The organism is Streptomyces sp. ICBB 8177 (genome assembly GCF_003144095.1).
Taxonomy (GTDB): Bacteria; Actinomycetota; Actinomycetes; order Streptomycetales; family Streptomycetaceae; genus Streptantibioticus_D.
Genome location: NZ_NSKH01000003.1, coordinates 588,069 through 614,335, shown reverse-complemented (window position 1 = coordinate 614,335; position 26,267 = coordinate 588,069). Strand labels below are relative to the sequence as shown.

Annotated in this window: 22 protein-coding genes and 1 pseudogene; 11 read left to right on the top strand and 12 right to left on the bottom strand. The window is 72.8% G+C overall.

The annotated features are described in order from the left end of the window. Positions 1-12: 12 nt before the first annotated feature. Together CK485_RS05620 and mgtA are read left to right on the top strand one after the other, a co-directional pair. Positions 13-351: a metalloregulator ArsR/SmtB family transcription factor gene (locus CK485_RS05620; protein WP_199239231.1), complete on the top strand. Its 339-nt coding sequence runs from the start codon at positions 13-15 to the stop codon at positions 349-351. A 31-nt stretch (positions 352-382) separates the two neighbouring features. Beyond that, on the top strand, positions 383-2,977 hold the full coding sequence (gene mgtA / locus CK485_RS05615; protein WP_241968146.1) for a magnesium-translocating P-type ATPase: 2,595 nt from the start codon (positions 383-385) through the stop codon (positions 2,975-2,977). Here the strand turns inward: mgtA and CK485_RS05610 are convergent. The 4 genes from CK485_RS05610 to CK485_RS05595 all read right to left on the bottom strand — a co-directional run bounded on the left by CK485_RS05610 (position 2,955) and on the right by CK485_RS05595 (position 6,097). Beyond that, positions 2,955-4,601, bottom strand: a complete 1,647-nt coding sequence (locus CK485_RS05610; RefSeq protein ID WP_109447487.1) for an LCP family protein — start codon at positions 4,599-4,601, stop codon at positions 2,955-2,957. The genes mgtA and CK485_RS05610 overlap by 23 nt on opposite strands. Before the next feature lie 210 nt (positions 4,602-4,811). Further along, entirely contained in the window at positions 4,812-4,994 is a 183-nt protein-coding gene (locus tag CK485_RS05605; protein WP_109447485.1) for a DUF397 domain-containing protein, read from the bottom strand. A gap of 21 nt (positions 4,995-5,015) precedes the next feature. Next, on the bottom strand, positions 5,016-5,273 hold the full coding sequence (locus CK485_RS05600) for a DUF397 domain-containing protein (protein WP_109447483.1): 258 nt from the start codon (positions 5,271-5,273) through the stop codon (positions 5,016-5,018). Next, positions 5,270-6,097 (bottom strand): helix-turn-helix transcriptional regulator, encoded by an 828-nt coding sequence (locus tag CK485_RS05595; protein WP_109447481.1) that lies wholly within the window; start codon positions 6,095-6,097, stop codon positions 5,270-5,272. Before CK485_RS05595 ends, CK485_RS05600 begins: the two co-directional genes overlap by 4 nt. Before the next feature lie 385 nt (positions 6,098-6,482). Between CK485_RS05595 and CK485_RS05590 the strand changes: the two genes are divergently transcribed. Next, complete coding sequence (locus tag CK485_RS05590) at positions 6,483-7,061, top strand: NAD(P)H-dependent oxidoreductase (protein WP_109447479.1); 579 nt, start codon at positions 6,483-6,485, stop codon at positions 7,059-7,061. Positions 7,062-7,130: 69 nt separating this feature from the next. Here the strand turns inward: CK485_RS05590 and CK485_RS05585 are convergent, their stop codons facing one another. Next, positions 7,131-8,765 carry a VCBS repeat-containing protein gene (locus CK485_RS05585; RefSeq protein WP_109447477.1) on the bottom strand — a complete coding sequence of 545 codons (1,635 nt, stop codon included), beginning with the start codon at positions 8,763-8,765 and terminating at the stop codon, positions 7,131-7,133. Positions 8,766-9,095: 330 nt separating this feature from the next. Between CK485_RS05585 and CK485_RS05580 the strand changes: the two genes are divergently transcribed. Both CK485_RS05580 and CK485_RS05575 read left to right on the top strand, forming a co-directional pair. After that, the gene (locus CK485_RS05580; protein WP_109447475.1) at positions 9,096-10,220 is read left to right on the top strand and encodes an FAD-dependent monooxygenase; all 1,125 of its coding nucleotides are present in this window, start codon (positions 9,096-9,098) and stop codon (positions 10,218-10,220) included. Positions 10,221-10,345: 125 nt separating this feature from the next. Then, positions 10,346-11,893 carry an FAD-dependent oxidoreductase gene (locus CK485_RS05575; protein WP_241968145.1) on the top strand — a complete coding sequence of 516 codons (1,548 nt, stop codon included), beginning with the start codon at positions 10,346-10,348 and terminating at the stop codon, positions 11,891-11,893. Between the two features lie 2 nt (positions 11,894-11,895). Here the strand turns inward: CK485_RS05575 and CK485_RS05570 are convergent, their stop codons facing one another. Then, complete coding sequence (locus CK485_RS05570) at positions 11,896-12,336, bottom strand: nitroreductase family deazaflavin-dependent oxidoreductase (protein WP_109447473.1); 441 nt, start codon at positions 12,334-12,336, stop codon at positions 11,896-11,898. Between the two features lie 256 nt (positions 12,337-12,592). Here CK485_RS05570 and CK485_RS05565 point away from each other — a divergent pair, with 256 nt between their 5' ends. The 3 genes and pseudogenes from CK485_RS05565 to CK485_RS29385 form a co-directional block, all read left to right on the top strand. Next, positions 12,593-13,339 carry a VOC family protein gene (locus CK485_RS05565; protein ID WP_109447471.1) on the top strand — a complete coding sequence of 249 codons (747 nt, stop codon included), beginning with the start codon at positions 12,593-12,595 and terminating at the stop codon, positions 13,337-13,339. 120 nt (positions 13,340-13,459) lie between these two features. Further along, on the top strand, positions 13,460-15,061 hold the full coding sequence (locus CK485_RS29390; RefSeq protein ID WP_241968144.1) for an FAD-dependent oxidoreductase: 1,602 nt from the start codon (positions 13,460-13,462) through the stop codon (positions 15,059-15,061). Between the two features lie 47 nt (positions 15,062-15,108). Next, a pseudogene (locus CK485_RS29385) lies at positions 15,109-15,401 on the top strand (response regulator transcription factor); the annotation flags it as partial. Between the two features lie 43 nt (positions 15,402-15,444). On the opposite strand, the gene CK485_RS05550 reads toward CK485_RS29385, so the two are convergent. Beyond that, on the bottom strand, positions 15,445-16,557 hold the full coding sequence (locus CK485_RS05550) for an NAD(P)/FAD-dependent oxidoreductase (RefSeq protein ID WP_109447469.1): 1,113 nt from the start codon (positions 16,555-16,557) through the stop codon (positions 15,445-15,447). A 132-nt stretch (positions 16,558-16,689) separates the two neighbouring features. On the opposite strand from CK485_RS05550, the gene CK485_RS05545 reads away from it, so the two are divergent. Beyond that, on the top strand, positions 16,690-17,340 hold the full coding sequence (locus CK485_RS05545; protein ID WP_241968143.1) for a TetR/AcrR family transcriptional regulator: 651 nt from the start codon (positions 16,690-16,692) through the stop codon (positions 17,338-17,340). 112 nt (positions 17,341-17,452) lie between these two features. Here CK485_RS05545 and argS read toward each other — a convergent pair whose 3' ends face one another. Further along, a complete protein-coding gene (argS, locus tag CK485_RS05540) occupies positions 17,453-19,204 on the bottom strand; it encodes an arginine--tRNA ligase (protein ID WP_109447467.1) in 1,752 nt (583 codons plus the stop codon). A 210-nt stretch (positions 19,205-19,414) separates the two neighbouring features. On the opposite strand from argS, the gene lysS reads away from it, so the two are divergent. Next, the gene (lysS, locus tag CK485_RS05535) at positions 19,415-21,082 is read left to right on the top strand and encodes a lysine--tRNA ligase (protein ID WP_109447465.1); all 1,668 of its coding nucleotides are present in this window, start codon (positions 19,415-19,417) and stop codon (positions 21,080-21,082) included. A gap of 77 nt (positions 21,083-21,159) precedes the next feature. On the opposite strand, the gene CK485_RS05530 is transcribed toward lysS, so the two are convergent. The 3 genes from CK485_RS05530 to CK485_RS05520 all read right to left on the bottom strand — a co-directional run bounded on the left by CK485_RS05530 (position 21,160) and on the right by CK485_RS05520 (position 24,414). Beyond that, the gene (locus CK485_RS05530; protein WP_109447463.1) at positions 21,160-22,443 is read right to left on the bottom strand and encodes a DUF2637 domain-containing protein; all 1,284 of its coding nucleotides are present in this window, start codon (positions 22,441-22,443) and stop codon (positions 21,160-21,162) included. Positions 22,444-22,560: 117 nt separating this feature from the next. Further along, positions 22,561-23,229: a DUF3558 domain-containing protein gene (locus CK485_RS05525; RefSeq protein ID WP_109447461.1), complete on the bottom strand. Its 669-nt coding sequence runs from the start codon at positions 23,227-23,229 to the stop codon at positions 22,561-22,563. A gap of 300 nt (positions 23,230-23,529) precedes the next feature. After that, entirely contained in the window at positions 23,530-24,414 is an 885-nt protein-coding gene (locus tag CK485_RS05520; RefSeq protein ID WP_146214484.1) for a DUF3558 domain-containing protein, read from the bottom strand. 212 nt (positions 24,415-24,626) lie between these two features. Between CK485_RS05520 and CK485_RS05515 the strand changes: the two genes are divergently transcribed. After that, positions 24,627-25,820, top strand: a complete 1,194-nt coding sequence (locus CK485_RS05515) for an RtcB family protein (RefSeq protein WP_109447457.1) — start codon at positions 24,627-24,629, stop codon at positions 25,818-25,820. Positions 25,821-25,889: 69 nt separating this feature from the next. Here the strand turns inward: CK485_RS05515 and CK485_RS05510 are convergent, their stop codons facing one another. Then, positions 25,890-26,264, bottom strand: a complete 375-nt coding sequence (locus CK485_RS05510) for a DUF393 domain-containing protein (RefSeq protein WP_109447455.1) — start codon at positions 26,262-26,264, stop codon at positions 25,890-25,892. Positions 26,265-26,267: the final 3 nt, after the last annotated feature.

Sequence of the window (26,267 nt, the reverse complement as noted above, 5' to 3'; positions counted from 1 at the left end):
GGAGGACGACTGGTGGGTGGCGACGCCACGCGCTTCGACGACCCTCCCGCCGAGGTGCTCCAGGAGGCCGCCGCCGCGTTCGGCCTGCTCGCCTCGCCCGCCCGGCTGCACATCGTGTGGGTGCTCTCGCGCGGCGAGTGCGACGTCAGCGGTCTCGCCGAGCGGGTGGGCGGCGCGCTGCCCGCGGTCAGCCAGCATCTGGCCAAGCTGAAACTGGCCGGTCTGGTGCGCTCCCGGCGCGAGGGCCGCCGGCAGGTCTACTACGTCGACGATCCCGACGTCGTCACCATCGTCCGCCTCATGGTCGGCCAGCTCACCGCGCGCGAGCGGGTGCGCGGGCTGGGCGCGTGAGTCCCCGCGTCGCGCCAGTGGCGTGCGGCAGGTGAACGAACGGGCCGGGGCGTCGGTCGTCGGCGTCCTGCGGGGGCTGGGCACCCGGCCGCGCGGGCTGACCGAGGGCGAGGCGGCCGAACGGCTGTCGTGGGCCGGGGAGAACGTGGTGCGCCCGCTGCCCGCCCCCGGGTGGGCGCCGCGCCTGCTGCTGGCCACCCGCGATCCGTTCACCGGCGTGCTGTTCGGGCTCGGCGTGGTCTCCGCGCTGGACCGGGCCTGGGGCACGGCCGGGGTCATCCTGGCGCTGGTGGGCGTCAGTTGTGTGCTGCGCGCCTGGGGCGAGCTGCGCGCCGACCGGGCCGCGGCGGCGCTGGGGCGGCTGGTGCCGTCGACGGCGACCGTGCGGCGCCGGGCCACCGAGTCCTGCGCGCCGCTCGCCCGGGAGGTGCCGGTCGAGGAGATCGTGCCCGGGGACGTGGTGCAGCTCGCCCCCGGTGACGTGGTCCCGGCGGACGTGCGGCTGCTGCGCTCGCGGGGCCTCACCGTCCACCAGGCCGCGCTCACCGGCGAGTCGGCGCCGGTGCCCAAGTCGCCGGACGGGGCGGACGAGGACGAGCGGCTGTGCTTCGCGGGCAGCGACGTGGCCTCCGGCACCGCGTCCGGCGTGGTCACCGCCACCGGCGCGGGAACGGTGCTGGCCGCCACCGGCGAGCCGCTGCGCCGCCGCCGCACCACCGCGTTCGGCCGTGCCGTCAACGGGGTGTCGTGGACGCTGGTGCGCATCATGGCGCTGGCCGTGCCGGTCGTGCTCGCCGTCAACGCGGCCGTGCGCGGCCGGGGCTGGGAGACGCTGCCGTTCGCCGTGGCGGTCGCGGTGGGCCTCACCCCGGAGATGCTGCCGGTCGTGGTGACCGCCGCGTTCGTGCGCGGCGCGCGCGACCTGGCCCGCGACGAGGGCGTCATCGTCAAGCGGCTGCCCGCGCTGCACGACCTGGGTGCGATGGACGTGCTGTGCACCGACAAGACCGGCACCCTCACCCGGGGCACCCTGGTGGTCGACCCGGCGGCCGGTGACCGGGACGCGGTGGCGTGGGCGGCGCTGGGCAGCCGGTGGCTGCTGGACGGTTCTGACGGCCTCGGCCTCGACGCGGTGGACGAGGCGCTGCTCGCGCATCCGCCGGACGTCCCCGAGCCGTTGCCGCCCGGCCACACGTGCGTCGACGTCCTCCCGTTCACCCCCGCGCGCCGCCTGTCCACCGTGGTGCTCACGCGGCCCGCCCGGCCCGGCGTACGGGTGCTGGTCGTCAAGGGCGCGGTGGAGGACGTCCTCGCGCGGTGCGCCGTGGACGAGGCGGAACGCGAGGCGCTGCGCCGCAGGGCCGACGCGCTCGCGGGCGGCGGTCTGCGTGTGCTGGCGGTGGCCACCGCGGAACGCCCGCATCGGGGGCGGCCGTTCACCCCGGCCGACGAACGCGGGCTGACCCCGCGCGGTCTGCTGGCCCTGCGCGACGAGACCGCGCCCGGCGCCCGTGCCGCCCTCGCCGCGCTCGCCGCCGCCGGGGTGGAGGTCAAGGTCCTCACCGGCGACCACCCCGGCACCGCCGCCCGCGTCTGCCACGACCTCGGCCTGGACCTCGGCCCGGACGCGTGGGCGGACCCGGACGGCCCGCACGCCGATCCCGCCCGCGGGTCCGCCCTCGTCCTGACCGGCGACCGCGTCGACACCCTCGACGACGAGGCGCTCACCGAACTCGCCTCCCGAGCCGTCCTGTTCGCCCGCTGCACGCCCGCCCACAAGGCCCGAGTGGTGGACGCGCTGCGCCGCGCGGGCCGGGTCGCCGGATACCTCGGCGACGGCGTCAACGACCTGCCCGCGTTGCGCGCCGCCGACGTCGGCGTCAGCCCCCGCGACGGCGCCGACGCGGCCCGCGCGGCGGCCGACGTGGTGCTGGCCGCCAAGGACCTGTCCGCCATCGGCACGGCGGTCGCCGCGGGCCGCCGCGCCACCGGCAACATCGCGACCTACCTGCGCGTCGCCGTCTCCTCCAACCTCGGCAACGTCATCTCCATGCTGGTCGCGGGCGTGCTGCTGCCGTTCCTGCCGATGCTGCCCGCGCAGGTGCTCGCGCAGAACCTCTGCTTCGACGCGGCCCAACTCGCGTTCGCCTACGACCGCCCCGGCCCCTCGGTGCTGCGACGCCCCGCGCGGCTGCGGCCGGAGGCGTTCACCCGCTTCGTCACGCTCTACGGGGTGTTCAACGCGGCGGCCGACCTCGCGACGTTCGGCGTGCTCGCGGTGGTCGCCTCCGGTGAACGCGCCTTCCACGCCGGGTGGTTCACCGAAAACCTCATCACCCAGGCAATGATCATGGTGATGCTGCGTTCCGGTTCCGCCCGGGACCACGGTGAGCGGACGGTGCCGCCGAGGCCGGTGCGGCTCGCCGTGGCCGCGCTCGCCGCCATCGGGCTGCTGCTGCCGTTCAGCCCGCTCGCCGCGCCCCTGCGGCTGCGCGCGCTGCCCCCGCTGTACTACGGGCTGCTGGCCGTCGTCCTGGCCGCGTACGGCACGGGGCTCGCGCTGGCGCGCCGCCACCGGTCAAGGCGGCGGCGCGCCGTACGGGTCAGCCGCCCGCGCCGTAGCTGAGGTTGGAGCACGGGTTGTCGGCGGCGCTGCGGGCGCTCCCGGCGTCCTTCGACGGCAGCACCGAGGGCGTGGGCCCGGCCGCGGCGGGGGCGCCGCCGACCGACGGGCCCGTGGTGCCGTTCGCGTAGTCCCGCCCGAGCACGAGGTTGATCCCGGAGGTCGCGGTCGGCTCCAACTGGGCGCCGGGGAACAGCTTCGCCAGCGCCTGCGCGCCCTGCAGGTGCGCGGAGCCGTACTCGATCAGCGTCACCTGGTGGTCCTGCTGGGCGGCCGTCGTCGCGCCGGTCACCGTGAAGCCGTCTGCCTGAAGGGCCTGCGCCGCCTTCGCCGCGAGACCGCCCGCGGTCGTGCCGTTGTAGACCGCGACGCTGATGCCCGCGCCGTTCACCGAGGCCGCGGTGGGCGGGGCGGATGAGGGTGCCGGGGCCTGCTTGCCCTTCTTGCCGCCGCCCGCCTCCTTGCCGTCCAGCGTGCGGTCGGCACGCAGCGTCGCCCACAGCGCGTCCACGTCCGGGTGCACGAGGTCCACGCGCGCGCCTACGTACTTCCACGGCGTCGTGATGAACTGGATGTTCTTCAGGTCGATGCCCTTGAGCGACATCGCGAACGAGATCAGCTTCTCCGCCGACCCCAGCCCAGGGTCGACCGTCAGCGACTTGGTCGCCGCGTTCGCCAGCGGCAGCAGCGAGGTCGGGTTCAGCCCCTGCGCCTCGACCTTCTTGATCAGGCTGGACAGGAAGGCCTGTTGGCGCTGCATGCGGCCGATGTCCGAGCCGTCCCCGATGCCGTGCCGAAGGCGCACGTAGTCCAGCGCCTTCGTACCGGAGACGGTCTGGAGGCCCTTGGCGAAGACCAGGTTGCCCTTGTAGCCGAGGTTCGGGTTCACGTCGCCCTGGTAGATGTCGTTCGGCACGCACACCTGCACGCCGTGCACGGCGTCCGTCATCGCCGCGAACCCGGCGAAGTTGACGACCATCGTGTGGTCCACCCGCATCCCGGTCAGCTGCTCCACGGTGTTCTGCGTGCAGGCCGGGTTGCCCTTGACCGTGTTGCCCACGGAGAAGGCCGAGTTGAACATCTGGTTGTACGCGGGCTGCGTCCACTGCCCGTTCGGCAGCAGGCACGGCGGAACGGTCACCAGCGCGTCCCGGGGTATCGAGACGCCCACCGCGTGCTTGTTGTCCGAGTAGACGTGCAGCAGGATCGTGGTGTCGCTGCGGCCGATGTCCCCGGTGCCGCCCGCGAAGTCGCTGTTGTCCCCGGCGCGCGAGTCGGAGCCGATCAGCAGGATGTTCTGGCCGGCGGAGGAGTCGGCCGGGCGGTTCTTGCTCAGGCCGTTCGCGTCGAACGTCGAGATGTTGCCGTTCAGCTTGAGGTAGATGGCGCCCACCGCGGCGACCACCAGCACGACGACCGACGCCGTGACGGCGAGCGCGAACCTCTTGCGGGTCCGCTTCGGACGTCCGCGCGCGTCACGGCGGCCCGGGCCGCCGCTCCCGTCCATGCGGCCGCCGGAGCCGCCCTGGGCCGGCACCCGGCCCCGCCGCGCAGCCTGCCGGGCCGCGGCCCGCCCGCCCTCGCGGGCGTCGTGCACCCCTGCCCGCTGTCCGTGGCTGCCTGTCATCCTCACACCCTTTGTCGCGCGGCTTCCTGCTTCAGGAAGACGGTGGGGGCCCGGGCTGCGGTTTCCACTTGCGCAATGTAGCAAGTGTGCGCAATCCCAGGGCGGCGGGTTCTTCGTCCTGCCGGACCCGCTCACGCGGGTCGGTGGACCGTAGCCCTGGGCCCTTGGAAGATGATTAAAGGCTTGGGGGAGATTAAACCTCGCGTTAACTCAGGCCTCAAGGATGAGCTGTTGACGCTTACGCGTCGGGGACAGGGCGTTGTGCGGGGTGGGACCCTGCGGCTCCTTGGAGTCCCGGACGTGGACGACGGAGGGGCAGGCGGCTACCTCGGCGCAGGCGCCGCCTTCGTCACCGCTGTGGGTGGACTTGAACCAACGCAGTGCGTCGTTCATCCCTCTCCCCGGGGGCGGCGCTTACGCCTCAGGGGCGGGGTGTTGCGCGGCGAAGCTGGTGAACGCGGCCCAGGCGGTGGGGGTGAAGGCCAGGGCGGGGCCTTCGGGGTCTTTGGAGTCGCGGACATGGACGACGGAGGGGCAGGCGGCCACCTCGACGCAGGCGCCGCCCTCTTCGCTGCTATAGCTGGACTTGTGCCACGCGTAGGCGACTTCGACGCAGTTGCCGCCTTGCTCGCTGCTGTAGCTGGACTTGAACCATTGCAGTGCGCCGTTCATCGCTCTCCTAGCAGGCTGTCCAACAGGCCCTTGGTCTCCTCGGGATTGCAGGCCTGGGATCGCAGCATCGCATACTTCCGTGCCAGGATGCTTACCTCGTCCGGGTCGGAGATCAAGTGGCTGCCGCGCTGCGTTTCCGTGTAGGCGAGGTGTACGTGTTCGGAGGTTTCCAGCAGTACGAACGGGCCCGACAACCCGGCGTGCGTGGTGCGGCCTTCAGGCATCACCTGGATCGTGACACCGGGCAGATCCGCGCACGCGCGAAGGTGCGCCAACTGCTCGCGGTGGACGTCATCGCCGCCGAAACGGTCCTTGAGCGTGGCCATGGAGAAGATGAAGCTGGCAGACACGGGCACAGCACGATGCAGGATCTCCTGACGCTCCACGCGAGCCGCTACGCGTTCTTCGATCTCTGCGTCACTGAGCAGCGGGATTTCGTTGCGGAACACGGCACGCGCGTAGTTCTCGGTTTGCAGCAGTCCGGGCAGCACCTGGTTCTCGAACGATGAGAGCGCGACCGCCGTCCGCTCGTAGAGCATGAACTCCTCGGCCCAGACGGGATAGCGGTCCACCTCCGGCATGTTGTCCGTGGCGACCTCGAACACACCCTTCGTGTCGAGCACGCGGTCCAGCCTGCGGGCCAGATCGGGCAGCAACGGGCGCCGTCCCTGTTCGATGGACGACATCAACTCCCCGCTGATCGTCACGCGGTTCGCGAGTTCGACCTGCGTCAGTCCGTTGAGGCCCCGGAACAGCGCGACCTGCGCGCCCACGAGCCCCCACGCGGTCGTCGGCTTCTTCCTGCGCTTTCGTTGTGGCTGCATGTCCCATCAACTCCCCACGCGTTTCCCAGCGCACCGTAACCACGCCCGTACGTTGCGTTCGTACGGGTTCCGGAAAACCTGACCCGTACGTGTGAGCGGGTCGCGGCTCGCCTCTGGCTCACGGGGTGAGTTCTAGCGGTGGCGGGCACGGGGCGTCGCACGATGCCCTCCGGTGCCGTGCCGACGCAGTGGATGTGCCGGGCAGGTCCCTGCGCGACGCCACCGGCCCCTGTTGGAGTGGAGCACCGCGGAACGCCTCGTCGGCGGTCGTGCCATCGGGTGAACTGCCGGGAGCAGGCTTTCCGGGGTGGCTGAGACCGGAGGAAATACCGGGTGAGCGGGTGGGGTTGGGGGAGGCGAGCCTACTGCGACGACTGGAGTTCACGTGAGCCGCTCGTTTCTCTTCCTCCTCGCCAGCGCCCGATCGGACGGCAACACCGAGCTGCTGGCCCGGGCCGCGGCGGAGCAATTGCCCGGCGACACCGAACAGCGCTGGCTGGACCTGGCCCAGCTGGCCCTGCCCGACTACGTCGACGCGCGGCACGCCGACGCGCCCTGGCCGGAGCAGGAGAACGAGGAACTGCTGCGGCGGGCGACACTCGCCGCCACCGACATCGTGATCGCGTCGCCCCTGTACTGGTACTCGGTGTCGTCCTACGCCAAGCGTTACCTCGACTACTGGTCGAAGTGGCTGGCCACCCCGGACCCGGGCTTCCGGGCGGAGATGACCGGACGCACGCTGTGGGGCGTGACGGTGATGGCGCACCGCGAGGAGGTGGTCGCCGAGCCGCTGGTGGGCACGCTCCAGCACACCGCCGCGTACATGGGGATGCGCTTCGGCGGTGTACTGCTCGGCAACGGCTCCCGGCCGGGCCAGGTGCTCGCCGACGAGCGGGCGGTCACCCGGGCCAAGACGTTCTTCGCCCAGGAGGCGCCGCTCGCCCGGTTCCCGTACGAGGAGTGACGGACGAGGCGGGCCCGGCGCGAGGCTTGCCGGTCGCGCGGCCCCGCGGAGCCGGGCCGCGAGGTCTCCTCAGGAGATGTCGTGGAAGCCGTTCCAGCCGCTTGTGCCGATCTCCTCGCGCTTGGCGAACGTGCCGTCGCCCAGGCCGGGGTAGAGCCACAGCCGTCCGGCGGAGTCGACGGCGACCAGGTCGGACTTGCCGTCGCCGGTGAGGTCGCCGGGGGCGGCGATCCTGCCGTACATCTGCCAGCCGCTGCCGATGGCCCTGCGGGAGCCGAACGCGCCGTTGCCCAGGCCGGGGTAGAGGTAGAGCGTTCCGCCCGGCGTGGTGGCGACGATGTCGGGGACGCCGTCGCCGGTGAGGTCGCCCGCGCCGACGATGTGGTTGTACGCGTTCCAGCCGCCGCCCAGCGACACCGGCTTGCCGTCGGTCGAGCCCTTGCCGTCCCCGGGGATGAACCACAGGTAGCCGCTGGGGTTGCGGCCCAGCAGATCGGGCTTGCCGTCGCCGTTCAGGTCGCCGGGGCCGACCACCACGTTGTACGCGACCGTGGGGATCGTCCCGCTGGTGAACGCTTCCAGGTACGTCAGGGCGTGGTCGTAGGCGATCGTGGCGATGTCCGTCATGCCGTTGTCGGTCGGCGCGACGGTCGCGGTCATCGTCGGCCAGGTCGCGGGGGTGAAGCCCGTCGCGGCCGTGGAGCGCGTGTCGAGCTTGCCGTTCTCCTCGCTGGTGTACCAGTACGCGTCGCCGTTGGAGTAGCGCGCGAAGATCTCACCCTTGCCGAAGTCGGGCTGGTGCCCCTCGTTGCCCAGCGCGTTGTACTCGGACCAGTCGCTGCCGATCCGCGTGGGAGCGGTCAGGCCCCCCGCGCCGTCGCTCTCGTACGCGTACAGGTCGCCGGACTCGGTGCGGGCGATGACGTCGCCGTGGCCATCGCCGTTGTAGTCCAGGCCGATCAGCTGGTTGTAGGTGCCCCAGCCGGCGTCGACGAGCTTGCGCGGGCCGAACGTGCCGTCGCCGCGGCCGTCGTAGAGCCACAGGCGGCCCTGCTGGTCCCGGGCGAGCAGCGAACCGGTGGCCGTGCCGTCGAAGTGGGCGGCCCCGACCACCTGGTCGTACATGTTCCAGCCGCTGCCGACCTGGACGCGCGGGCCGAAGGGCTGGGTGAGGCTGTTCCTGCTGGGGTAGAACCAGAGCCTGCCGTGCGTGTCACGGGCCACCAGGTCGGGACGGCCGTCGCCGGTGAGGTCCCCGACGACCGCGACCTGGTTGTAGGTCTGCCAACCCCAGCCGATCACGAGGTATTTGGAACTGGGCCGCGAGTAAGTGCTCGGGAAGAGCCGGAACTGGCCTGACTCGGTGATCGCCAGCAGGTCGTCACCCTTGCCGCCGCTGACGTCGCCGATGTCCAGGAGTTGACGGTACTCGTCGGCGCCGGATGCGACGGACGTACCGCCCTGGTCGTCGAAGGTCAGCAGCGCCATGGAATACGTCTGCGCGGTCATGCTGGACGGCTCGGCCCAGCCGGTGGCCGCGGCCTTGCCCTCGCCGGTGGTGGCGCCGGCGGCGGCCGGCTTGGCGAAGAGGACGCCCTGTCGCGTCGTCACTCGTTCGGGCGGCTTCACCGTCGACGAGGCGGGGCTCGTCGCGTTGGCGGCACCGGTCATGGCCCCCAAGGCCAGGGCGGTGGCTGTGGCCATGACGGCGAGCCGTCTCATGGGACGAGGTCTGAACACCATGGACGATTGCCCCCCGGAATTGTCGCGCGTAAGCACGCGGAAGTGGGCGGAGCCGAGCGCCCCTCCGAGGCCTCAGCCCTGCAGAATCGCCGGATTGTATCCGGCGGGATTCGCGGCACGCGGGCCCGGGCCGGAGTCAGGACCACCCATGAGCTCACCCACACGACCTGGGGATCGGCGGGAGGGCAGGCCGCTGGAAGTTGACTCGAACGTCGTTCGTTGAGTAGAACAGTGATCGTATAGCTAGAACGGCGTTCCTCAGTCGTGGTGACGATGTCCTGGAGGTGTGTGATGCGAGTTTCCGTAATCGGAGCCGGTCTGGGAGGCCTGGCTCTCGCGCAGGGTCTGCGGGGGGCCGGGATCGAGGCCGAGGTGTTCGAGCGCGATCCGGGGATCGTGGCGCGGTTCCAGGGCTACCGGCTCGTGCTGGACCCGGCCGGATTCCAGGCGGTGCGCGACTGCCTGCCGGCGCGCTGGCACCCGTTGCTGGACGAGATCGTCATGGACGCCTCCGCCGAGCAGCTGATCCTGGACCCGCGGCTGAACGAGATCGGCAGGCTCGGTGCCGGCCGGACCGGCATCGTGGTCGACCGGCAGGTGCTGCGGCACCTGCTGCTGACCGGGCTCACCGTGCACACGGACGCCGCGCTGACCGGCTACGACGTGCTGGCCGACGGTACGGTCCGAGCCCGGTTCGCGCGCCGCGATCCGGCCACCGCCGACCTGCTCGTCGGCGCGGACGGCGTGAACTCCGCGGTCCGCGGGGTGTTGACGCCGCGGACCGTCCCGACCGACACCGGCGTCCGGTTCGTCATCGGCCGCACCCCGCTGACCGACGAGTTCTCCGGTCTGTCCAAGGCCTACGGCTCGAAGATCACGGGCGACGGCGTCAGCCTGCTGCTCGGCGCGATGCGTTTCCGTACTCCGCCGAAGCAGGCCGCCGAGCGACTGGCCCCCGACGTCACGCTGCCCGACATCGGCGACTACGTGCGCTGGGCCATGATCCTGCCGCCGAACGGCACGCTGGGGGAGGCGTCCGCTCAGGAGGCCGTGCTGTCCAGGATGGAGGGCTGGCACCCTCAGCTGCGCGCGCTGATCGAGCAGGCCGACCCGGACAACAGCACGCTGCTGTCCATCCGGGTGGTCGAGCCCGGTGAGCGCTGGGCGCCCGGACCGGTCACGTTGCTCGGCGACGCGATCCACGCCACCTCGCCGACCGGCGGCAACGGCGCGAACACCGCGCTGCGCGACGCCGACCTGCTGCGCCGCCGCCTGATCGAGGCTGAAGAAGGCCGCACGGATCTGCTCGGCGCGGTCGGCGAGTACGAGCGGCAGATGTTCGCGTACGGCGCCGAGGCCGTGCGCGGCAGTCTCGCGAAGCTGCCCGCGTTCGCTCCTGAGGCGAAGCTGTCCTGAGGGCGGAACGCACGGCGCCGTGCCCGCGCGCCGCCCCAAGGGGACGCGGGGCTTTCGGCTCTCGGGGGCGGCGGGTTCCGTGCCGCTTGACACGAACAGCGTTCGTTTATAGAACAGTGTTCGTGATGACGATGCGAGTGAAGCAGGACGCGGACGTGACCGTGGTCGGGGCCGGACCGGTGGGGCTCGTGCTCGCCGCCGAGCTGGCGCTCGCCGGGGCGTCGGTGCAGGTGATCGAGCGGCGGACCGACCCGGACGAGGGGATGAAGGCGGGCGCGATCAACGTGACGACCGCCGCAGCGCTCGACCGCCGCGGCCTGCTGCCCGCCGCCGAGCGGGTGCAGCGGGAGACGCTGGAGCGGGTGGGATCGTTCCACCGCGGGGCCGGCGGCCGTGAGTCCGGCGACCGCGAGCCCGGCGGCGTGCCGCGCTTCACCGGGCACTTCGCCGGGATGGTCCTCGACCCCGGCCTCGTGGACTGGTCCGACCCCGACCTCGCCGCGCACGCCGCCGTCGACGGCGCGCGCATGGTGCCGCAGCGCGAGCTGGAGGAACTGCTGGCCGCGCACGTCGCCCGGCTCGGCGTCCCGGTGATCCGCGGGGTCGAGGTGACGGCGCTGGAGGACACCGTCGACGGCGTGCTCGTCGGCACCACCGACGGCACGGTGCGCACCCGCTGGCTGGCCGGCTGCGACGGCGGGCACAGCACCGTGCGCCGCCTCGCGGGCATCGGCTTCCCCGGCACCGACCCCGAGCTGACCGGCCACATGGCGCTCGCCGACATCGAGGACCCGGGCAAGCTCGCCGACGGCTGGACGTGGTCGCCGCGCGGCGCCTACCGCTACGGGCCGCAGCCGGGGCGCGTGGTCACCGTCGAGTTCGGGCGCCTCCCGGCCGACCGCTCGGCGCCGGTCACGTTGGAGGACGTGCAGGAGAGCCTGCGGCGCGTCTCCGGCACCGACGTCACGCTGACCGCGCTGCGCGGCGCCGCGACCCGCTGGAGCGACAACGCCCGGCAGGCCGCCGACTACCGCCTGGGCCGGGTGCTGCTGGCCGGTGACGCCGCCCACGTGCACCCGCCGTTCGGCGGCCAGGGGCTCAACCTCGGGGTCGGCGACGCGATGAACCTCGGCTGGAAGCTCGGCGCGGTCGCCACCGGGCGCGCGACCGAGGAACTGCTCGACACCTACGACGCCGAGCGCCGCCCCCTCGGCGCCTGGGTGCTGGACTGGACCCGCGCCCAGATCGGCGTGCTGCGCGGCGACGCGAAGTCCACGGCGCTCCGCAAGGTCGTCGCCGACCTGCTGGCCACCGGAGAAGGCGCGACCTACGCCGTCAAGCTGATCTCCGGCGTCGGTCAGCGGGTCGCCCTGCCCGGCGACCACCCGTTGACCGGCCGCTACGTGCCCGATCTGCGGCTGCACGACGGCTCACGGCTGGTCGACCACGGCCACGACGGTGGGTTCCTGCTGCTCGACCGCACGCCGGACGGCGCGTTCGCCCGCGTCGCCGCGCCCTGGACCGGCCAGGTGACCATCGTGGCCGACGGCCGCGCGACGCCGGCCGGCGTGCTGGTCCGCCCGGACGGCGTGATCGCCTGGGCCACGGACGCCACCGACGGCGCGGGCCTGAAGACCGCGCTGCGCCGCTGGGCGGGCGAACCCGCGAGCTGACGTCAGCCCGCCACCGGCTCCAGGACGAAGACGGGGATCACGCGGTCCGTCTTCTTCGCGTACTCCGCGTAGTCGGGCCACGCCTCGACCGCCCGCGCCCACCACGCGTCCCGCTCCGCGCCCTCGACCACGCGGGCGCGCATGTCCTGCCGCACGGGCCCGTCCTGCAACTCGGCGACCGGGTGCGCGACCAGGTTGAAGTACCAGGTCGGATGCCTGGGCGCGCCGCCCTGCGAGGCCACGAGGGCGTACGAGCCGTCGTGCTCGACGCGCATCAGCGGCGTCTTGCGCAGCTTGCCGCTCTTGGCGCCCAGGCTGGTGAGAACCACAACGGGCTTGCCCCGCAAGGTCGTTCCCTCGGTGCCGCCGGAACGTTCGTACAACGCGACCTGGTCGCGCACGAACTGCGCCGGACTCGGTTCGTACTCGCCGCTGAGAGGCATGCGGTTCCTCGTTCCACTGGCGGAGGGCGGAAGGTGCCCGACTCGCGGCCGGTCGCCGTTCCACGCCCTCGGTCGGATGCTGCCGTCCCCATGATCCACCAGGCCCCACGGCTGAGAGCGGGCCTCCGGCCGAATCCGCCCACACGCTTGACGACGAACCCCGGGGCAGGGCCCAGACGGGCATCGCGGGGCGGCGGCGCGGTCGCTGCCCGGTAAGCCGCGGGTCCCGGGTGCGGGGCGTGCCTAGGATCGCCGCATGGCACTGCGACCTGTTCAGGTGAACTTCAAGGCCCTCGACTGCGAGGTGGTCGGGCGGTTCTGGGCGGACGCGCTCGGCTGGGGCGTCTCCAGCGAAGGGCCCGGTGTGATCAACGTCGAGCCCGGCGGCGACTTCGTCTGGCCCGACCCGGCCGTCCTGTGCATCGACGTCGTCGCCGTACCGGAAGCCAAGACGGCCACCAAGAACCGCGTGCACCTCGACTTCGCCACCACCTCCGCCGCTCACCAGGCCGAACTGGTCGCCCGCCTGAAGACGCTCGGCGCGACGCCCGCGGACGTGGGTCAGGGCGACGTGCCGTGGACGGTCCTGGCCGACCCGGAGGGCAACGAGTTCTGCGTGCTGGAGCCCCGGGAGACCTACCGGGACACCGGGCCGATCGCGGCCGTGGTGGCCGACTGCGTGGATCCGCGCGCCATGGCCCGGTTCTGGGGCGAGGCGACGGACTGGGACGTGCGCGAAGTGGCGGACGACCGCGCGGTGTTGCGCTCCGCGCGGGGCGTCGGGCCGTATCTGGAGTTCCTGCGCGCGCCCGGGCCGAAGACCGTGCCGGACCGCGTCCACCTCGACCTGCTGCCGTATCCCGGCGACGACAAGGCGGAGGAGGTCGCCAGGCTGCGGGGGCTCGGCGCCACCGACCTCGACCTGGGGCAGGGCGACGTCCCGTGGACGTGCCTGGCGGATCCGGAGGGCCACGAGTTCTGCGTGCTGGGCCGGTCCTCCTGACAAGGCGGGGCCTGTTCCGCCACTTCAACGTATAGCGCACAGGGGGCCTTGCGGCAAGGCCCCCGTCGTGCCGCACAATCGCTGACCGACGCCTATGACCTGCGCAAACGGGAGTACGCATTGCACGCCGCCGCTGAAGGACGACCCGAGCGCGAGCCGGGCGGGAACGCCGCCGTCACCAACGCCGACGTCATCGTGGTCGGCGCGGGGCCGACGGGGCTGATGCTCGCCGCCGAACTTCGGCTCGCCGGCGCGAACGTGCTCGTCCTCGACCGGAGGGAGGGCCCCGGGGACACGCCGAGGGCGAGCGGCATGAACGGGCGGATCGTCCAACTCCTCCGCTACCGGGGGCTGCTGGACGGGTTCAGCGAGGGCGGGCGCGGCCTCGTGCCGAGTCCCTCGATCCCGTTCGGCGGCATGCAGCTGGACCTCGGCCGCCTGCCCGACTCCCCGCTCCAGGCGCTCCACCTCCCCCAGCCACGGCTTGAACGCCTGCTCGACGCACGCGCGCGCGACCTCGGCGCGCGGGTGCTGCGAGGCCGGACGGTGACCGGGCTGACCCAGGACGAGACCGCGGTGACCGCGCACGTCAGCGGCCCCGACGGCACGGACGCGATCACCGCGCGCTACCTCGTGGGATGCGACGGCGGCTGGAGCCGGGTCCGCGAGGCGGCCGGCATCGCCTTCCCCGGCACGGCGTACCCGGAGGTCAACCGGCTCGCGCAGGTCCCCGTGCCCGACGCGCTGACGCTGCGGGACGACGGCGGCCTCGACGTGCCCGGCCTCGGCCGGCTCCGGGCGGGCTTCACGCGCACGGATCGCGGGGTGTTCGCGTTCGGCGCGCTGAGCGGGGGTGACCTGCTCGTGCAGACCACCGAGGACGAGTCGGTGACGGACGAGGGCGACGTGCCCATGACGCTGGACGAACTGCGGGCGAGCATCCGCCGGGTGCTCGGCGCGGACCTGCCGTTCGACGGCGCGACGCGGCTGTCGCGCTACCGGTTCCAGGCCCGGCTGGCCGAGCGCTACCGCGAGGGGCGGGTTCTGCTGGCGGGCGACGCGGCCCACCAGTTCCCGGCCACCGGCATCGGCCTCAACGTGGGGATGCTCGACGCGGTCAACCTCGGCTGGAAGCTGGCCGCCGTCGTCCACGGCCGCGTGCCCGACGTGCTGCTGGAGACGTACCACGACGAACGCCGCTTCGCCGGAGAGCGGACGATGCTCCAGACCCAGGCGCAGGTGGCGTTGCGGCGCTCACACGACGCGGCGGGTGACGCGCTGCGCGAGGTGTTCCGGGAACTGTGCGCGGACGAGGGGGCGTTGCGCAGGATCGCGGCCCTCGTCGCGGGCACGGACGTCCGCTACCGGCTGCCGAACCCCAACGGGCACGCGTTGTCCGGTGACTTCGCGCCCGATCTGAGCCTGACCACCGGTGAGGGCACGACGAGCGTCGCCCGGCTCCTGCACACCGCGCGGCCGGTGCTGCTTCTGCTCGGCGAGGGCGACGACCTGCGCGAGGCCGCGTACGGCTGGCGCGATCGCGTGGACGTCGTGTCCGCCACCACCGGACAACCGCCTGCCGACGCCCTGTTGATCCGCCCGGACGCCCACGTCGCCTGGGCCGCCGCCCTCGGCGAACCGGCGTCGGCCGCCGTGCCCGCGCTGCGCGACGCGCTCGCCCGGTGGTTCGGCGCGCCCGCGCCGGACTCGGCCGCGCCCTGACCCCGTTGTCCACCGTTCGGTGGACAACGGGTGTGGCCGGGCGGTTACTGGCCGACGCGGTCCGGGCGGCGGCCCGCGGCGAGACGGTCCTGTCCCCGACGGTGGCGGGCCGCCTGGTCACCCACCTGCGCACCCCGCGGGCCCCCCGCTGTCCGCCCGGGAGACCCAGGTCCTCACGCTCGCGTCCAAGGGCGCGACGAACGCCGAGATCGGCAGACGGTTGTTCATCAGCGAGGCGACGGTCAAGACCCACCTGCTGCGCGCCTACGGCGAGCTGGGCGTCTCCAGCGGCACGGCGGCGGTCACGGAGGCCCTGGCGAGGGGGCTGCTGCGAGGCTGAGCGACCGCGCGTGAGGCAAAGGGCGCCGTGACCGGGAGCGGCCTCAGGCGATCGCTTCGGCCTCCGGCAGGAAGGTCTTCAGGCCCTCCTCGCAGTCCCTCGCGTACTTCGCGGAGCGCGGGAGCATGACGGACTCGTAGGCGCGGACGCCTTCGTCGACCGTGGCGGCGGTGGCGACGGCCAGCGCCAGTTCCGCCCCGTCCAGCATGGCGAGGTTCGCGCCGACGCCCAGCGGCGGCATCAGGTGCGCCGCGTCGCCCAGCAGCGTCACGCCGGGGACGTGCCGCCACTCGTGCGGCACCGGCAGGGCGTACAACGGCCGCCGCAGCAGCGGGCGTTCGCCGGCGCGCAACACGTGGCGCAGGTCCTCGTGCCAGTCGCCGTACAGCTCCAGCAGCTCCGCGCGCACCCCCTCCTGGTCCTCGAACCCGTCGCGCCGCCACTGCTCGGGCACGCGCAGCATCGCCGCGCAGTCAAGGTAGCCGCCGCTGTTGCGCTGCACGCACAGGCCCTTGCCGTCCGCCCGCGCCATCATCGTGCCCGGGCCGACCAGCTCCGCCAGCGCCCGGTGGCGGACGTCCGCGTCCTCGAAGCCGGTGCTGACGAAGGTCACCCCGGTGTACGCGGGCACCGCTTCCGAGACCGCCGCGCGCACCCGCGACCAGGCGCCGTCCGCGCCGACGACCAGGTCGAACTCCTCGCTAGAGCCGTCCCGGAACGCGACCCGGCAGCCCGCGCCGTCCAGCGGCTGCGCCGACGCCACGCCCTTGCCCCAGCACACCGTGCCCGGCGCCAGCGACTCCAGCAGCATCGCGCGCAGCGTGCCCCGGTCGATCTCGGGCCGCTCGGTCGCGCCCTCGGCAGGCACCCGGACGTCCAGCCGCCGCGCGCTGTACGCGTCGAGCGTCCGCCATTCCTGGCCCTCGGGCCGCGCCAGTTCGAGGAACCGGTCGAGCAACCCGGCCGCCTTCAGGGCCACTTGGCCGTCCCCTTCGTGCAGGTCGAGCGTGCCGCCCTGCGGCCGGGCGTCGGGGGAGGCGTCGAGTTCGAGCACGGTGACGTCGAACCCGTGCAGCTGGAGCACGCGGGCGCAGGTCAGGCCGCCGGGGCCGGCACCGGAGACGGCGATACGGGGGGAGCGGGCGGGATTCGTCATGAGGCTGCCCTTTCTCTGGAGGCCGGGAGTCGAGGGGACCGGCCGGGCTCCTCCACGAAAGCACAGCGACTAAAAAAGTGCAACGGATAAACTTTCGCAGCGAGACAACCTAGAGGGAGGTACCCTGATCCGGTGAACGTCGACGTGAACCAGGACCCCCCGGCCGCCGGCCCCCGGGCGGGCGTCCCTCCGGTCGGCCGCCGGGAGCGCAAGAAGGCCCGGACCCGCCAGGCGCTGGCCGACGCGGCCCTGCGGCTCTTCCTCGAACGCGGTTACGACCAGGTCGGCGTCAAGGAGGTCGCCGACGCCGCCGACGTGTCGGTGACGACGCTGTTCAAGCACTTCCCCTGCAAGGAAGCGCTCGTCTTCGACCTCGACGACGACATCGAGGCCTCTCTCGTCGCGGCCGTGCGCGACCGCCCCGCCGGGCAGTCCGTCCCCGAGGCGCTGCGCGACCGCCTCCTGAACGGGCCCGAGTGGCCGTCGGCGGAGGACGACGAGGAGTTCGCCGCGTTCTCGCGCATGGTGGAGAGCACGCCCGCGCTGATCGACTACCGCCACCGCATGTGGCTGCGCCACGAGGCCGCGCTCGCCCGGGCCATCGCCGAGGAGGAGGGCGCGCCGCCGGACGACGTGGTCTGCGCGGCGCTCGCCCGCTTCACCCTGGAGTCGTCCTTCCTCGCCCGGCGGCAGCCCGACCCGCAGGAGGCGGTGCGGCGGGTGTTCGCGCTGCTGGAACGGGGCTGGGAGACGGCGCGCCCGGGCAGGGCCGGCGGGACCTGAGCACCGGGGCCGCCGCGCACCCGGACACAGAGGAAGGGCCGCCCGCGGGGGGTGGACTGACGCGTCCACCCCCCGCGGGCGGCCCTGGAAGACCGCGCCTACCGTGCGCCGGTCACAGCTGTTCCGGCGTCCTGATGCCCAGCAGGCCCATGCCCCGGCTCAGCGTCCGCGCGGTGAGGTCGCACAGGAACAGCCGGTTCTCCACCATCTCGGGCGTCGGCGCCTTCAGCACCGGGCACTGGTCGTAGAACGTCGTGTAGGCCGAGGCCAGCCCGTACAGGTACGACGCCAGCTTGTGCGGCTCGTAGGTCTCCGCGACGCCGTCGAGCGTGGCCGCCAGCTCGTCCAGGTGCAGGCCCAACGCGCGCTCCGCCGGGGCGAGTTCGAGCTGCGGGTGGGCCTTCGGCGTGCGCTCCTGCGCCCGGCGCAGGATGGAGCGGATGCGCGCGTAGGCGTACTGGAGGTAGACGCTGGTGTCGCCGTTGAGCGAGACCATGCGGTCGAGGTCGAAGACGTAGTCGCGGGCGCGCGACGTCGACAGGTCCGCGTACTTGACCGCGCCGATGCCGACCTGCACCGACCGCTCGCCGACCTCGTCGGCGCCCAGGCCCGCGCTCTTCTCCTCCACGACCGCCCGCGCCCGGTCCACCGCCTCGTCCAGCAGGTCCATCAGCCGGACCGTCTCGCCGGAGCGGGTCTTGAACGGCTTGCCGTCCTTGCCCAGCACCGTGCCGAACGGCAGGTGGTGCGCGGCGCCCTCGGGCAGCCAGCCCGCCCGGCGCGCGGTCTCGAAGACCATCTTGAAGTGCAGCGCCTGGCGTGAGTCCACCAGGTACAGCAGGGTGTCGGCCTTCAGCACGCCGACCCGGTTGCGGATCGCCGCCAGGTCGGTGGCCGCGTAGCCGAAACCGCCGTCCGCCTTCCGCACGATCAGCGGCACCGGCTGCCCGTCCGGCCCCAGGACGTCGTCGAAGAACACGCACAACGCGCCGTTGGAGCGCACCGCGACACCGGAGTCCTCCAACTCCTTGGCCAGCACCGGCAGATCGTCGTTGTACGCGCTCTCGCCGACCAGGTCGTCGTCGGTGAGCAGCACGTCCAGCCGGTCGTAGACCGCGTTGAAGTAGATCTTCGACTCGTCGACGATCTTCTGCCACAGCTCGGTGGTCCGCGGGTCCCCGGCCTGGAGGTCCACCACCCGGCGCCGCGCGCGCTCCTTGAACTCCGCGTCGGAGTCGAACAGCGCCCGGGACGCCTTGTAGAGCCGGTCGAGCCGGGACATCGCGGCGCCGCCGGTCTCCCCGCCGTCGTGGTCCAGCTCGTGCGGGTGCTCGATCAGGTACTGCACGAGCATGCCGAACTGGGTGCCCCAGTCGCCGACGTGGTTGCGCCGGATCACCGTCTCGCCCCGGAACTCCATGATCCGCACCAGCGCGTCGCCGATCACCGTCGAGCGCAGGTGGCCGACGTGCATCTCCTTGGCCACGTTGGGCTGGGAGTACTCGATGATCATCCGGCGCGGTTCGGCGGCGGCCGGCACGCCGAGCCGGTCGTCCTCGGCGCGCGCGGCGAGATTGCGCAGGATCGCGGCGTCGGAGACGGTCAGGTTGAGGAAGCCGGGGCCGGAGACCTCGACGTCCGCCAGCACGTCGTCCTTGGGCAGGTGCGCGGCGACCTCGGCGGCCAGCTCGCGCGGGTTCGCCTTGTTCCGCTTGGCCAGGCCCAGCACTCCGTTGGCCTGGAAGTCCGCCCGGTCGCTTCGTCGCAGCAGCGGGTCGGCATCGGCGGCCGACGGCACGGCTGCCGCGAGGGCGGCCGATACGCGCTGCTGGATCGAGGCGGAGAGGGCGGGGACCGAAGCCATGGGCTGTGTGCCGTTCCTGTCAAAGGGAAAGGGGTACGGGCCGAGTATCCCATGGGAAGCGGTGGTGCCTAATCGTTTGTCAAGCGGCACCGGTGCCGCGGCCCCGCGGAGCGATACCCGCCGGGCCCAGGCAACCGCGTGGCACCGGAGCGACTCCTAGGGGTGGGAGAATGAGCGGTGGTATGCCGTGAGCGGAAGGAAGCAAGGACAGTGGCCAAGAGCACCGAAGCCGACTGGGTCGCCCGTGCCGCGGACGACGTCATCGCGGAAGCCGAGCGGCGGGCTCCGGGCGCGAAAATCGTCTGCGCTTCCGGGATCAGCCCCTCGGGCCCGATCCACCTCGGCAACCTGCGCGAGATCATGGTCCCGCACCTGATCGCCGACGAGATCAAGAGCCGCGGCGTCGACTGCGAGCACATCCTGTCGTGGGACGACTACGACCGGCTGCGCAAGGTGCCGGCCGGGCAGCCCGCCGAGTTCGCCGAGCACATCGGCCGCCCGCTGACCTCGGTGCCCGACCCGTCGGGCGCGTACGCCAGCTGGTCGGACCACTTCAAGGCGCCGTTCCGGGCCGCGCTGGCCGCGCTCGGCGTCGAGGTCCGCGAGATCAGCCAGACCGAGCAGTACACCTCGGGCGCCTACCGCGAGCAGATCCTGCTGGCGATGCGCGAGCGGCACCGCATCGACGAGGTGCTCGGCCGCTACCGCACCAAGAAGGCGAAGGCCGCCGAGGCGGGCGAGGGCGCGGCCGAGGACGACGAGGGTGGCGCGGGCAGCGCCTACTACCCGTACAAGCCGTACTGCGGCGTGTGCACCCGCGACCTGACCAGGGTCACCGCGTACGACGACGCGACCACCGAGCTGACCTACGTGTGCGAGTGCGGCCACACCGAGACCGTGCGGCTGTCGGAGCACAACAGCGGCAAGCTGGTGTGGAAGGTCGACTGGCCGATGCGCTGGGCGTACGAGGGCGTGACCTTCGAGTCCGGCGGCGTGGACCACTCCTCGCCGGGGTCGTCGTTCACCGTGGGCGGGCAGCTGGTCCGGGAGATCTTCGGCGGGCTGCCGCCGGTCTACCTGCCGTACTCCTTCGTCGGCATCAGCGGCATGGCCAAGATGAGCAGCTCCAAGGGCGGTGTGCCGACCGCCGAGGACGCGCTGCGGATCATGGAACCGCAGCTGCTGCGCTGGCTGTACGCGCGCCGCCAGCCGAAGCAGGCGTTCAACATCTCCTTCGACCAGGAGATCAGCCGCACCTACGACGAGTGGGACGCGCTGGAGCGGAAGATCGCCGACGGCTCGGCCGCCCCGGTCGACGCCGCCGTCCACGGCCGCGCCGCCCGCACCGCGCTCGGCGAGCTGCCGGTCACCCCGCGCAAGCTGCCGTTCCGCACGCTCGCCTCGGTCGTGGACATCACCACCGGGGACGACGAGCAGACGCTGCGCATCCTGCGGGACTTCACCATCGAGGACCCGATCGCGTCGCTGGACGAGACCCGCCCGCGCCTGGACAAGGCGGAGACCTGGGTCAACACCCACGTCGAGGACGAGCAGCGCACCCGGGTGCGCACCGAGCCCGACAAGGAGACGCTGGACTCGCTCGGCGACTCCGACCGCGAGGCGCTGCGCCTGCTGCTGGACGGGCTGTCCGACCACTGGTCGCTCGACGGCCTGACCACGCTGGTCTACGCGGTGCCGAAGCTCCAGGCGGGTCTGGACGCCGACGCCAAGCCGACGCCCGAACTGAAGGCGGCGCAGCGCTCGTTCTTCGCCCTGCTCTACCAGCTGCTGGTCGGCCGGGACACCGGCCCCCGGCTGCCCACGCTGCTGCTGGCGGTCGGCGAGCAGCGGGTGCGCGAGCTGCTGGCGGCCGGCTGAGTCGCGGAGCCGTCCGGAAGCCCGCCGCCGGGGGCGCGGGACCGTTCACGTGAGCGGTCCGGCGCCCCCGGCGCGCCTCACGCGATGTGGTCCTCCATCAGCTCGTTGTTGAGACGGGCCGTGAACTGGTCCATGTAGTGGTTCACTTCGCGGGACTTCAGGCGCAGCCCGTACTCGGCCTCGACGTTGGCGGCGAACGCGCCGGGCGTCGGCATGCCCTCGCCCGCTATCGAGCGCCGGAACACCTGGTACAGCTCCTCCTCCGAGGACCCCGCCTCCTGAGCGCCCTTGCCCAACGGCCGTACGCCGCCCGCCCCGTTGGGCACCTGGAGCGGGGGCTCGGGGGCGGAGGCGGGGGGTCGGTCCTCGGCCTGGACCTCGGCCGGGTCCGGCACGGGTTCCGCCGCGCGGGGTTCGGGGACCGGGATCTCCTGCGGCTGCGGCTCCTGTACGGGTACGTCGTACGCGGGCGGTTCGTAGTGCGGGTCGTAGTCGCCGGTGTACTCCACGTGCTGAGGCGTGGCGAACCACTGGCTCGGCCCTTCCTCGGCGGGCGCGACCGGCTCGTCGTACTGGGCGGGCTCGACGGGCCGGTCGTGGTCGATCGGCCGGGCGGGCCGGGCCTGCGCCTGCGGTGTCGTGGGCCGCGCCGGCAGCTCGGGCAGCAGCTGCGGTTCGATCCCCGCCGCCGAGAGCCCGGCGGGCGCGGTCTCCGCGAGCGGTACGCCGTAGCGCGCGAGGCGCAGCGGCATCAGGGACTCGACCGGTGCCTTGCGCCGCCAGGCGCGCCCGAAGCGCGACCGCAGCCGCGCCTGGTACACGAGCCGCTCCTGCTCCAGCTTGATGACCTGGTCGTACGAGCGCAGCTCCCACAGCTTCATCCGCCGCCACAGCAGGAACGTCGGGACCGGCGCCAGCAGCCAGCGGGTGAGGCGCACGCCTTCCATGTGCTTGTCGGCGGTGATGTCGGCGATCCGCCCGACCGCGTGGCGCGCGGCCTCGACGGTGACGACGAACAGCACCGGGATGACGGCGTGCATGCCCATGCCCAGCGGGTCGGAGGCCGACGCGGCGTTGAACACCACGGTCGCGACGGTCAGCAGCCACGCCGTCTGCCGCAGCAGCGGGAACGGCATGCGGATCCAGGTCAGCAGCAGGTCCAGGGCGAGCAGCACGCAGATGCCCGCGTCGATGCCGATCGGAAAGAAGTAGGCGAAGTCGCCGAATCCCTTCCTGAGGGCCAGCGCGCGCACGGCAGCGTAGGAACCGGCGAAGCCGATGCCGGCGATGACCAGCGCACCCGCGACGACCACCCCGATGAGTACGCGGTGTGCGCGTGTGACCTTCAGTGGCGCGGTCACTTGGGAACCCCTCCCTGTTCGGGCTGTTGCGGGCGACAGCCTGGCACACGTGTGCGGGAGGGTGCGGGCCGGTACGGCCGAGTCCGGCCGCGGCGTGAACGCGGCGGGCGCGGGCGGCTACTTGAGCGCCGCCAGCGCTTCCTTCGCGGCCTGCTGGGCGTCCTCGTTCATGCGGTCGGTCTTGGGCTGCTCGTCGCCCTGAAGGCCCGCGCCGCTGAAGTCGACGGTGACGACGGCGTTGGCGGAACGCGCGATCACGGTGGCGTAGTGGTACTGCGCGCCGTCCTTCTTCGCGTCCCAGGTGATCAGCGACGCCTGGTCGCCCAGGCCCGGCGCGGCCGCGGTCTTCGCACCGGAGGCCTTCGCCGCGGTCTGCACCGCGAGCTGGTACGCGGACCGCGCCTGGTCCTCGGCGGACGTGGTGTTCGCGATGGTGTCGAAGCGCTGGAAGGTGTCGTCGAGGAAGCGGTACTGGTAGCCGTCCAGGCCGGTCCACGAGCAGCCCGCGTGGCTGTCGGTGCCGGAGCTGACCGCCTTGCCGTCCGCGTCCTGGGCGCTGGGCACCATCGTCTTCACGGTGGCCTGCGCTATCGCCCGGCACGGGTCGGGCAGCTTGGTGTAGCGGGCGGCGGCCAGGGTGGGCGCGGCGGTGGTGGAGGACGGCGCGGAGGAGCCGCTCGCGTCGCCGGAGGAGGCCTTGGAGCCCGACGAGCAGCCGGCGATGAGCATCGCCGGCACTGCCGCGCAGGCGATCAGGCGGGCGAGGCGCGGGGCGGTTGCGTGCATGGGTCGGGTCCTTCGGTAGGTCGTCGTACGGACGGCCACGATACGTGCTTCGCCCTGTTCGTCCAGTCGAACGCCCTTTTCGTTCCGGAGGGTTGAGTGATGGGGGTGTCTGTCCGGTTTGGTGGGGGATTGGTGGCGGGGCGGAGGGGTTTGTGCGGCTGGCCGCCGTGGCCGTATCGCGGGGGCGATGAGCGCGGTCGCCGTGCCCGTGGCCGTCCCGCGTAGCAGACCCGCGTAGTCGGCCCCGGCGGCCCAGCGGGCAGCCACCCCCCGTAGCCGTCCCGAGGGGTCCCGGTGGGGCTACTCCGCTTCCTCGATCTTCTTCGCCAGTTCGTGGGCCACGTCGTCCGCGCCGAGTTGCAGCGGGCCGGAGGACGGGACCTGCGTCTTGTCGGTGGACGACTGCGAGAGGACCACGGTGACCAGGACGTTGGACTCGCGGAAGACGATCGTGACCTCGCGCCGGACCCCGGAGTCCTCGGCCGTGAGGACGTCGTTCAGGTAGGCCTCGTCGCCGATACCGCCCACCCGGCGCGGCGCGGTGTCCGCGTCGTCGGCGCCCGGGCCACCGCTGGACGCCGACGGGCCCGCGGCGCCCGACGGGCTCGAACTCGGGCGCGTGGAGGGGGAGTCGGACGGCGCCGGCGAAGGGCCGGAGGCCGAAGGGGGCGCCGAGGTGGACGTCGACGTGGACGCCGAAGTGGACGTCGACGGGATCGCGTCGGGGATGTGCGCGGCGGACGCCCTCTGCTCGTAGTCCTGCTCGGCCTTGTCCTCGTCGCTGACCGCGGGGTCGTAGGAGACCACCCGCTCCAGCGTGACGTGCAGGCGGCGCTCCTGGCCGGACAGGACGCCGGACCACTTGCAGCCGACGACGCGGTCGGTGTCGTAGGTGAGCGCGGACTGGCCGGAGTAGTCGGAGGCACCGGGAAGCAGGTCGTGCAGGGTGTCCTGGCTCACGCTGCCGCAGGGCTCGGGGAGTGTCTGGTACTTGCCGGGCGGCGCGGCGCTCACCGAACCGGTCCGCGCTGCGGTGCCCGAGCCGCCGTCGCTGCCGTCGGCGGTGGAGGAGCTGCACGCGCTGAGCGCGGCGATCGCGGTGAGCGCGAACGCGCCCACGAGTACGCCGCCGGCGAGGGCGCGGTCGCGTGCCGGCTTCCCCGTGGGCTCTCCCCTTGCCGCCACTGACCTGGCCCCTTCCGGAAAACGTGTTGCCGCCGCCTCGCACCCGCCCGACACAATGTCTACCGCAGAGTTCTGTGCCGCCGCCGGTTTCGCGTGCTGATTGAGTCGCTTCGTCCTCGATTCCTTTTGTGACACGCTTTGACAGTGTTGTGCGGATAGATGACCGCTTCGCCCCGGTAAGGATGCCGAGGGTGAGCACCCAAGGGGGAAAGATGACGTACACCGAGGTCCCGGGCGTCCGGGTGCCGATCCGGATGTGGGCCGATCCGTCGGGCGTCGAGGACGTGGCGATGCGGCAGCTTCGCAACGTCTCGTCGCTGCCGTGGATCGAGGGCCTGGCCGTGATGCCGGACGTGCACTACGGCAAGGGCGCCACGGTGGGATCCGTGATCGCGATGCGCGGCGCGGTCTGCCCCGCCGCGGTCGGCGTGGACATCGGGTGCGGCATGAGCGCGGTGCGGACCTCGCTCACCGCGAACGACCTGCCCGGCGACCTGTCGCGGCTGCGCTCCAGGATCGAGCGGGCGATCCCGGTCGGCCGCGGCCTGCACGACGAGCCGGTCGACCCGCGCGGGCTGCGCGGCTTCGCCACCGCCGGCTGGGACGACTTCTGGGCGGGCTTCGACGGGCTGGCCAAGGCGGTCGGATTCCGTCGCGAGCGGGCCACCAAGCAGATGGGGACGCTCGGTTCCGGCAACCACTTCATCGAGGTCTGCCTGGACACGACCGGTTCGGTCTGGCTGATGCTGCACTCCGGCTCGCGCAACATCGGCAAGGAACTCGCCGACCACCACATCGGCGAGGCGCAGAAGCTTCCGCACAACCAGGACCTGATCGACCGCGACCTCGCGGTCTTCATCGCGGACACCCCGCAGATGGCCGCCTACCGGCGCGACCTGTTCTGGGCGCAGGACTACGCCCGGCGCAACCGCGCGATCATGATGGCGCTGCTGCAGGACGTGCTGCGCAAGGAGTTCAAGACGGCGAAGGTCGGCTTCGACGAGGTGATCTCCTGCCACCACAACTACGTCAGCGAGGAGCGCTACGACGGGGCGGACCTGCTGGTCACCCGCAAGGGCGCGATCCGGGCGGGCTCCGGCGAGTACGGGATCATCCCCGGCTCGATGGGCACCGGTTCGTACATCGTGCGCGGCCTCGGCAACACCGCCGCCTTCAACTCCGCCTCGCACGGCGCGGGCAGGCGCATGAGCCGCAACGCGGCGAAGAAGCGCTTCACCACCCGCGATCTGGAGGACCAGACGCAGGGCGTCGAGTGCCGCAAGGACGCGGGCGTGGTGGACGAGATCCCCGGCGCGTACAAGCCGATCGAGCAGGTCATCGACCAGCAGCGCGACCTGGTCGAGGTGGTCGCCCAGCTCAAGCAGGTCGTCTGCGTCAAGGGCTGAGCGCCGCCGGGAGACGCCGGGCCGGCCACTCGTGTGCGCGCGCCGGGAGTTCGCGCCCCTGACGCGACGTCAGCGCCGCACCGAGCACGCCCCGCCTGCCCCCGGCAGCCGTCCGCGGTTGTGGGCGATGACGCGGTAGGCGCCGTGGGCGATCCAGCGCAGGGGCGGCAGGGTCAGCGCGGCGCCGAGCGGGGCCCAGCCGCCGCCCGCGCGCAGCAGCAGCCGCGCCACCGCCTGGGCCCCGCCGTACACCGTGCCCGGCGGGGTGACCCACAGCGCCTCGTGCTCGGCGCGCTCCCGGCTCACGCCGAGCGCGCCGAGGTCGGCGGACTGGAACGCCACGATGTCGGCGCCGGGACGCAGCCGGCGCTCGGTGAACCGCACGCAGGCCGCGCAGAACCCGCAGTCGCCGTCGTAGACCAGGACCGGCCGCGTCCGCCGCACGGC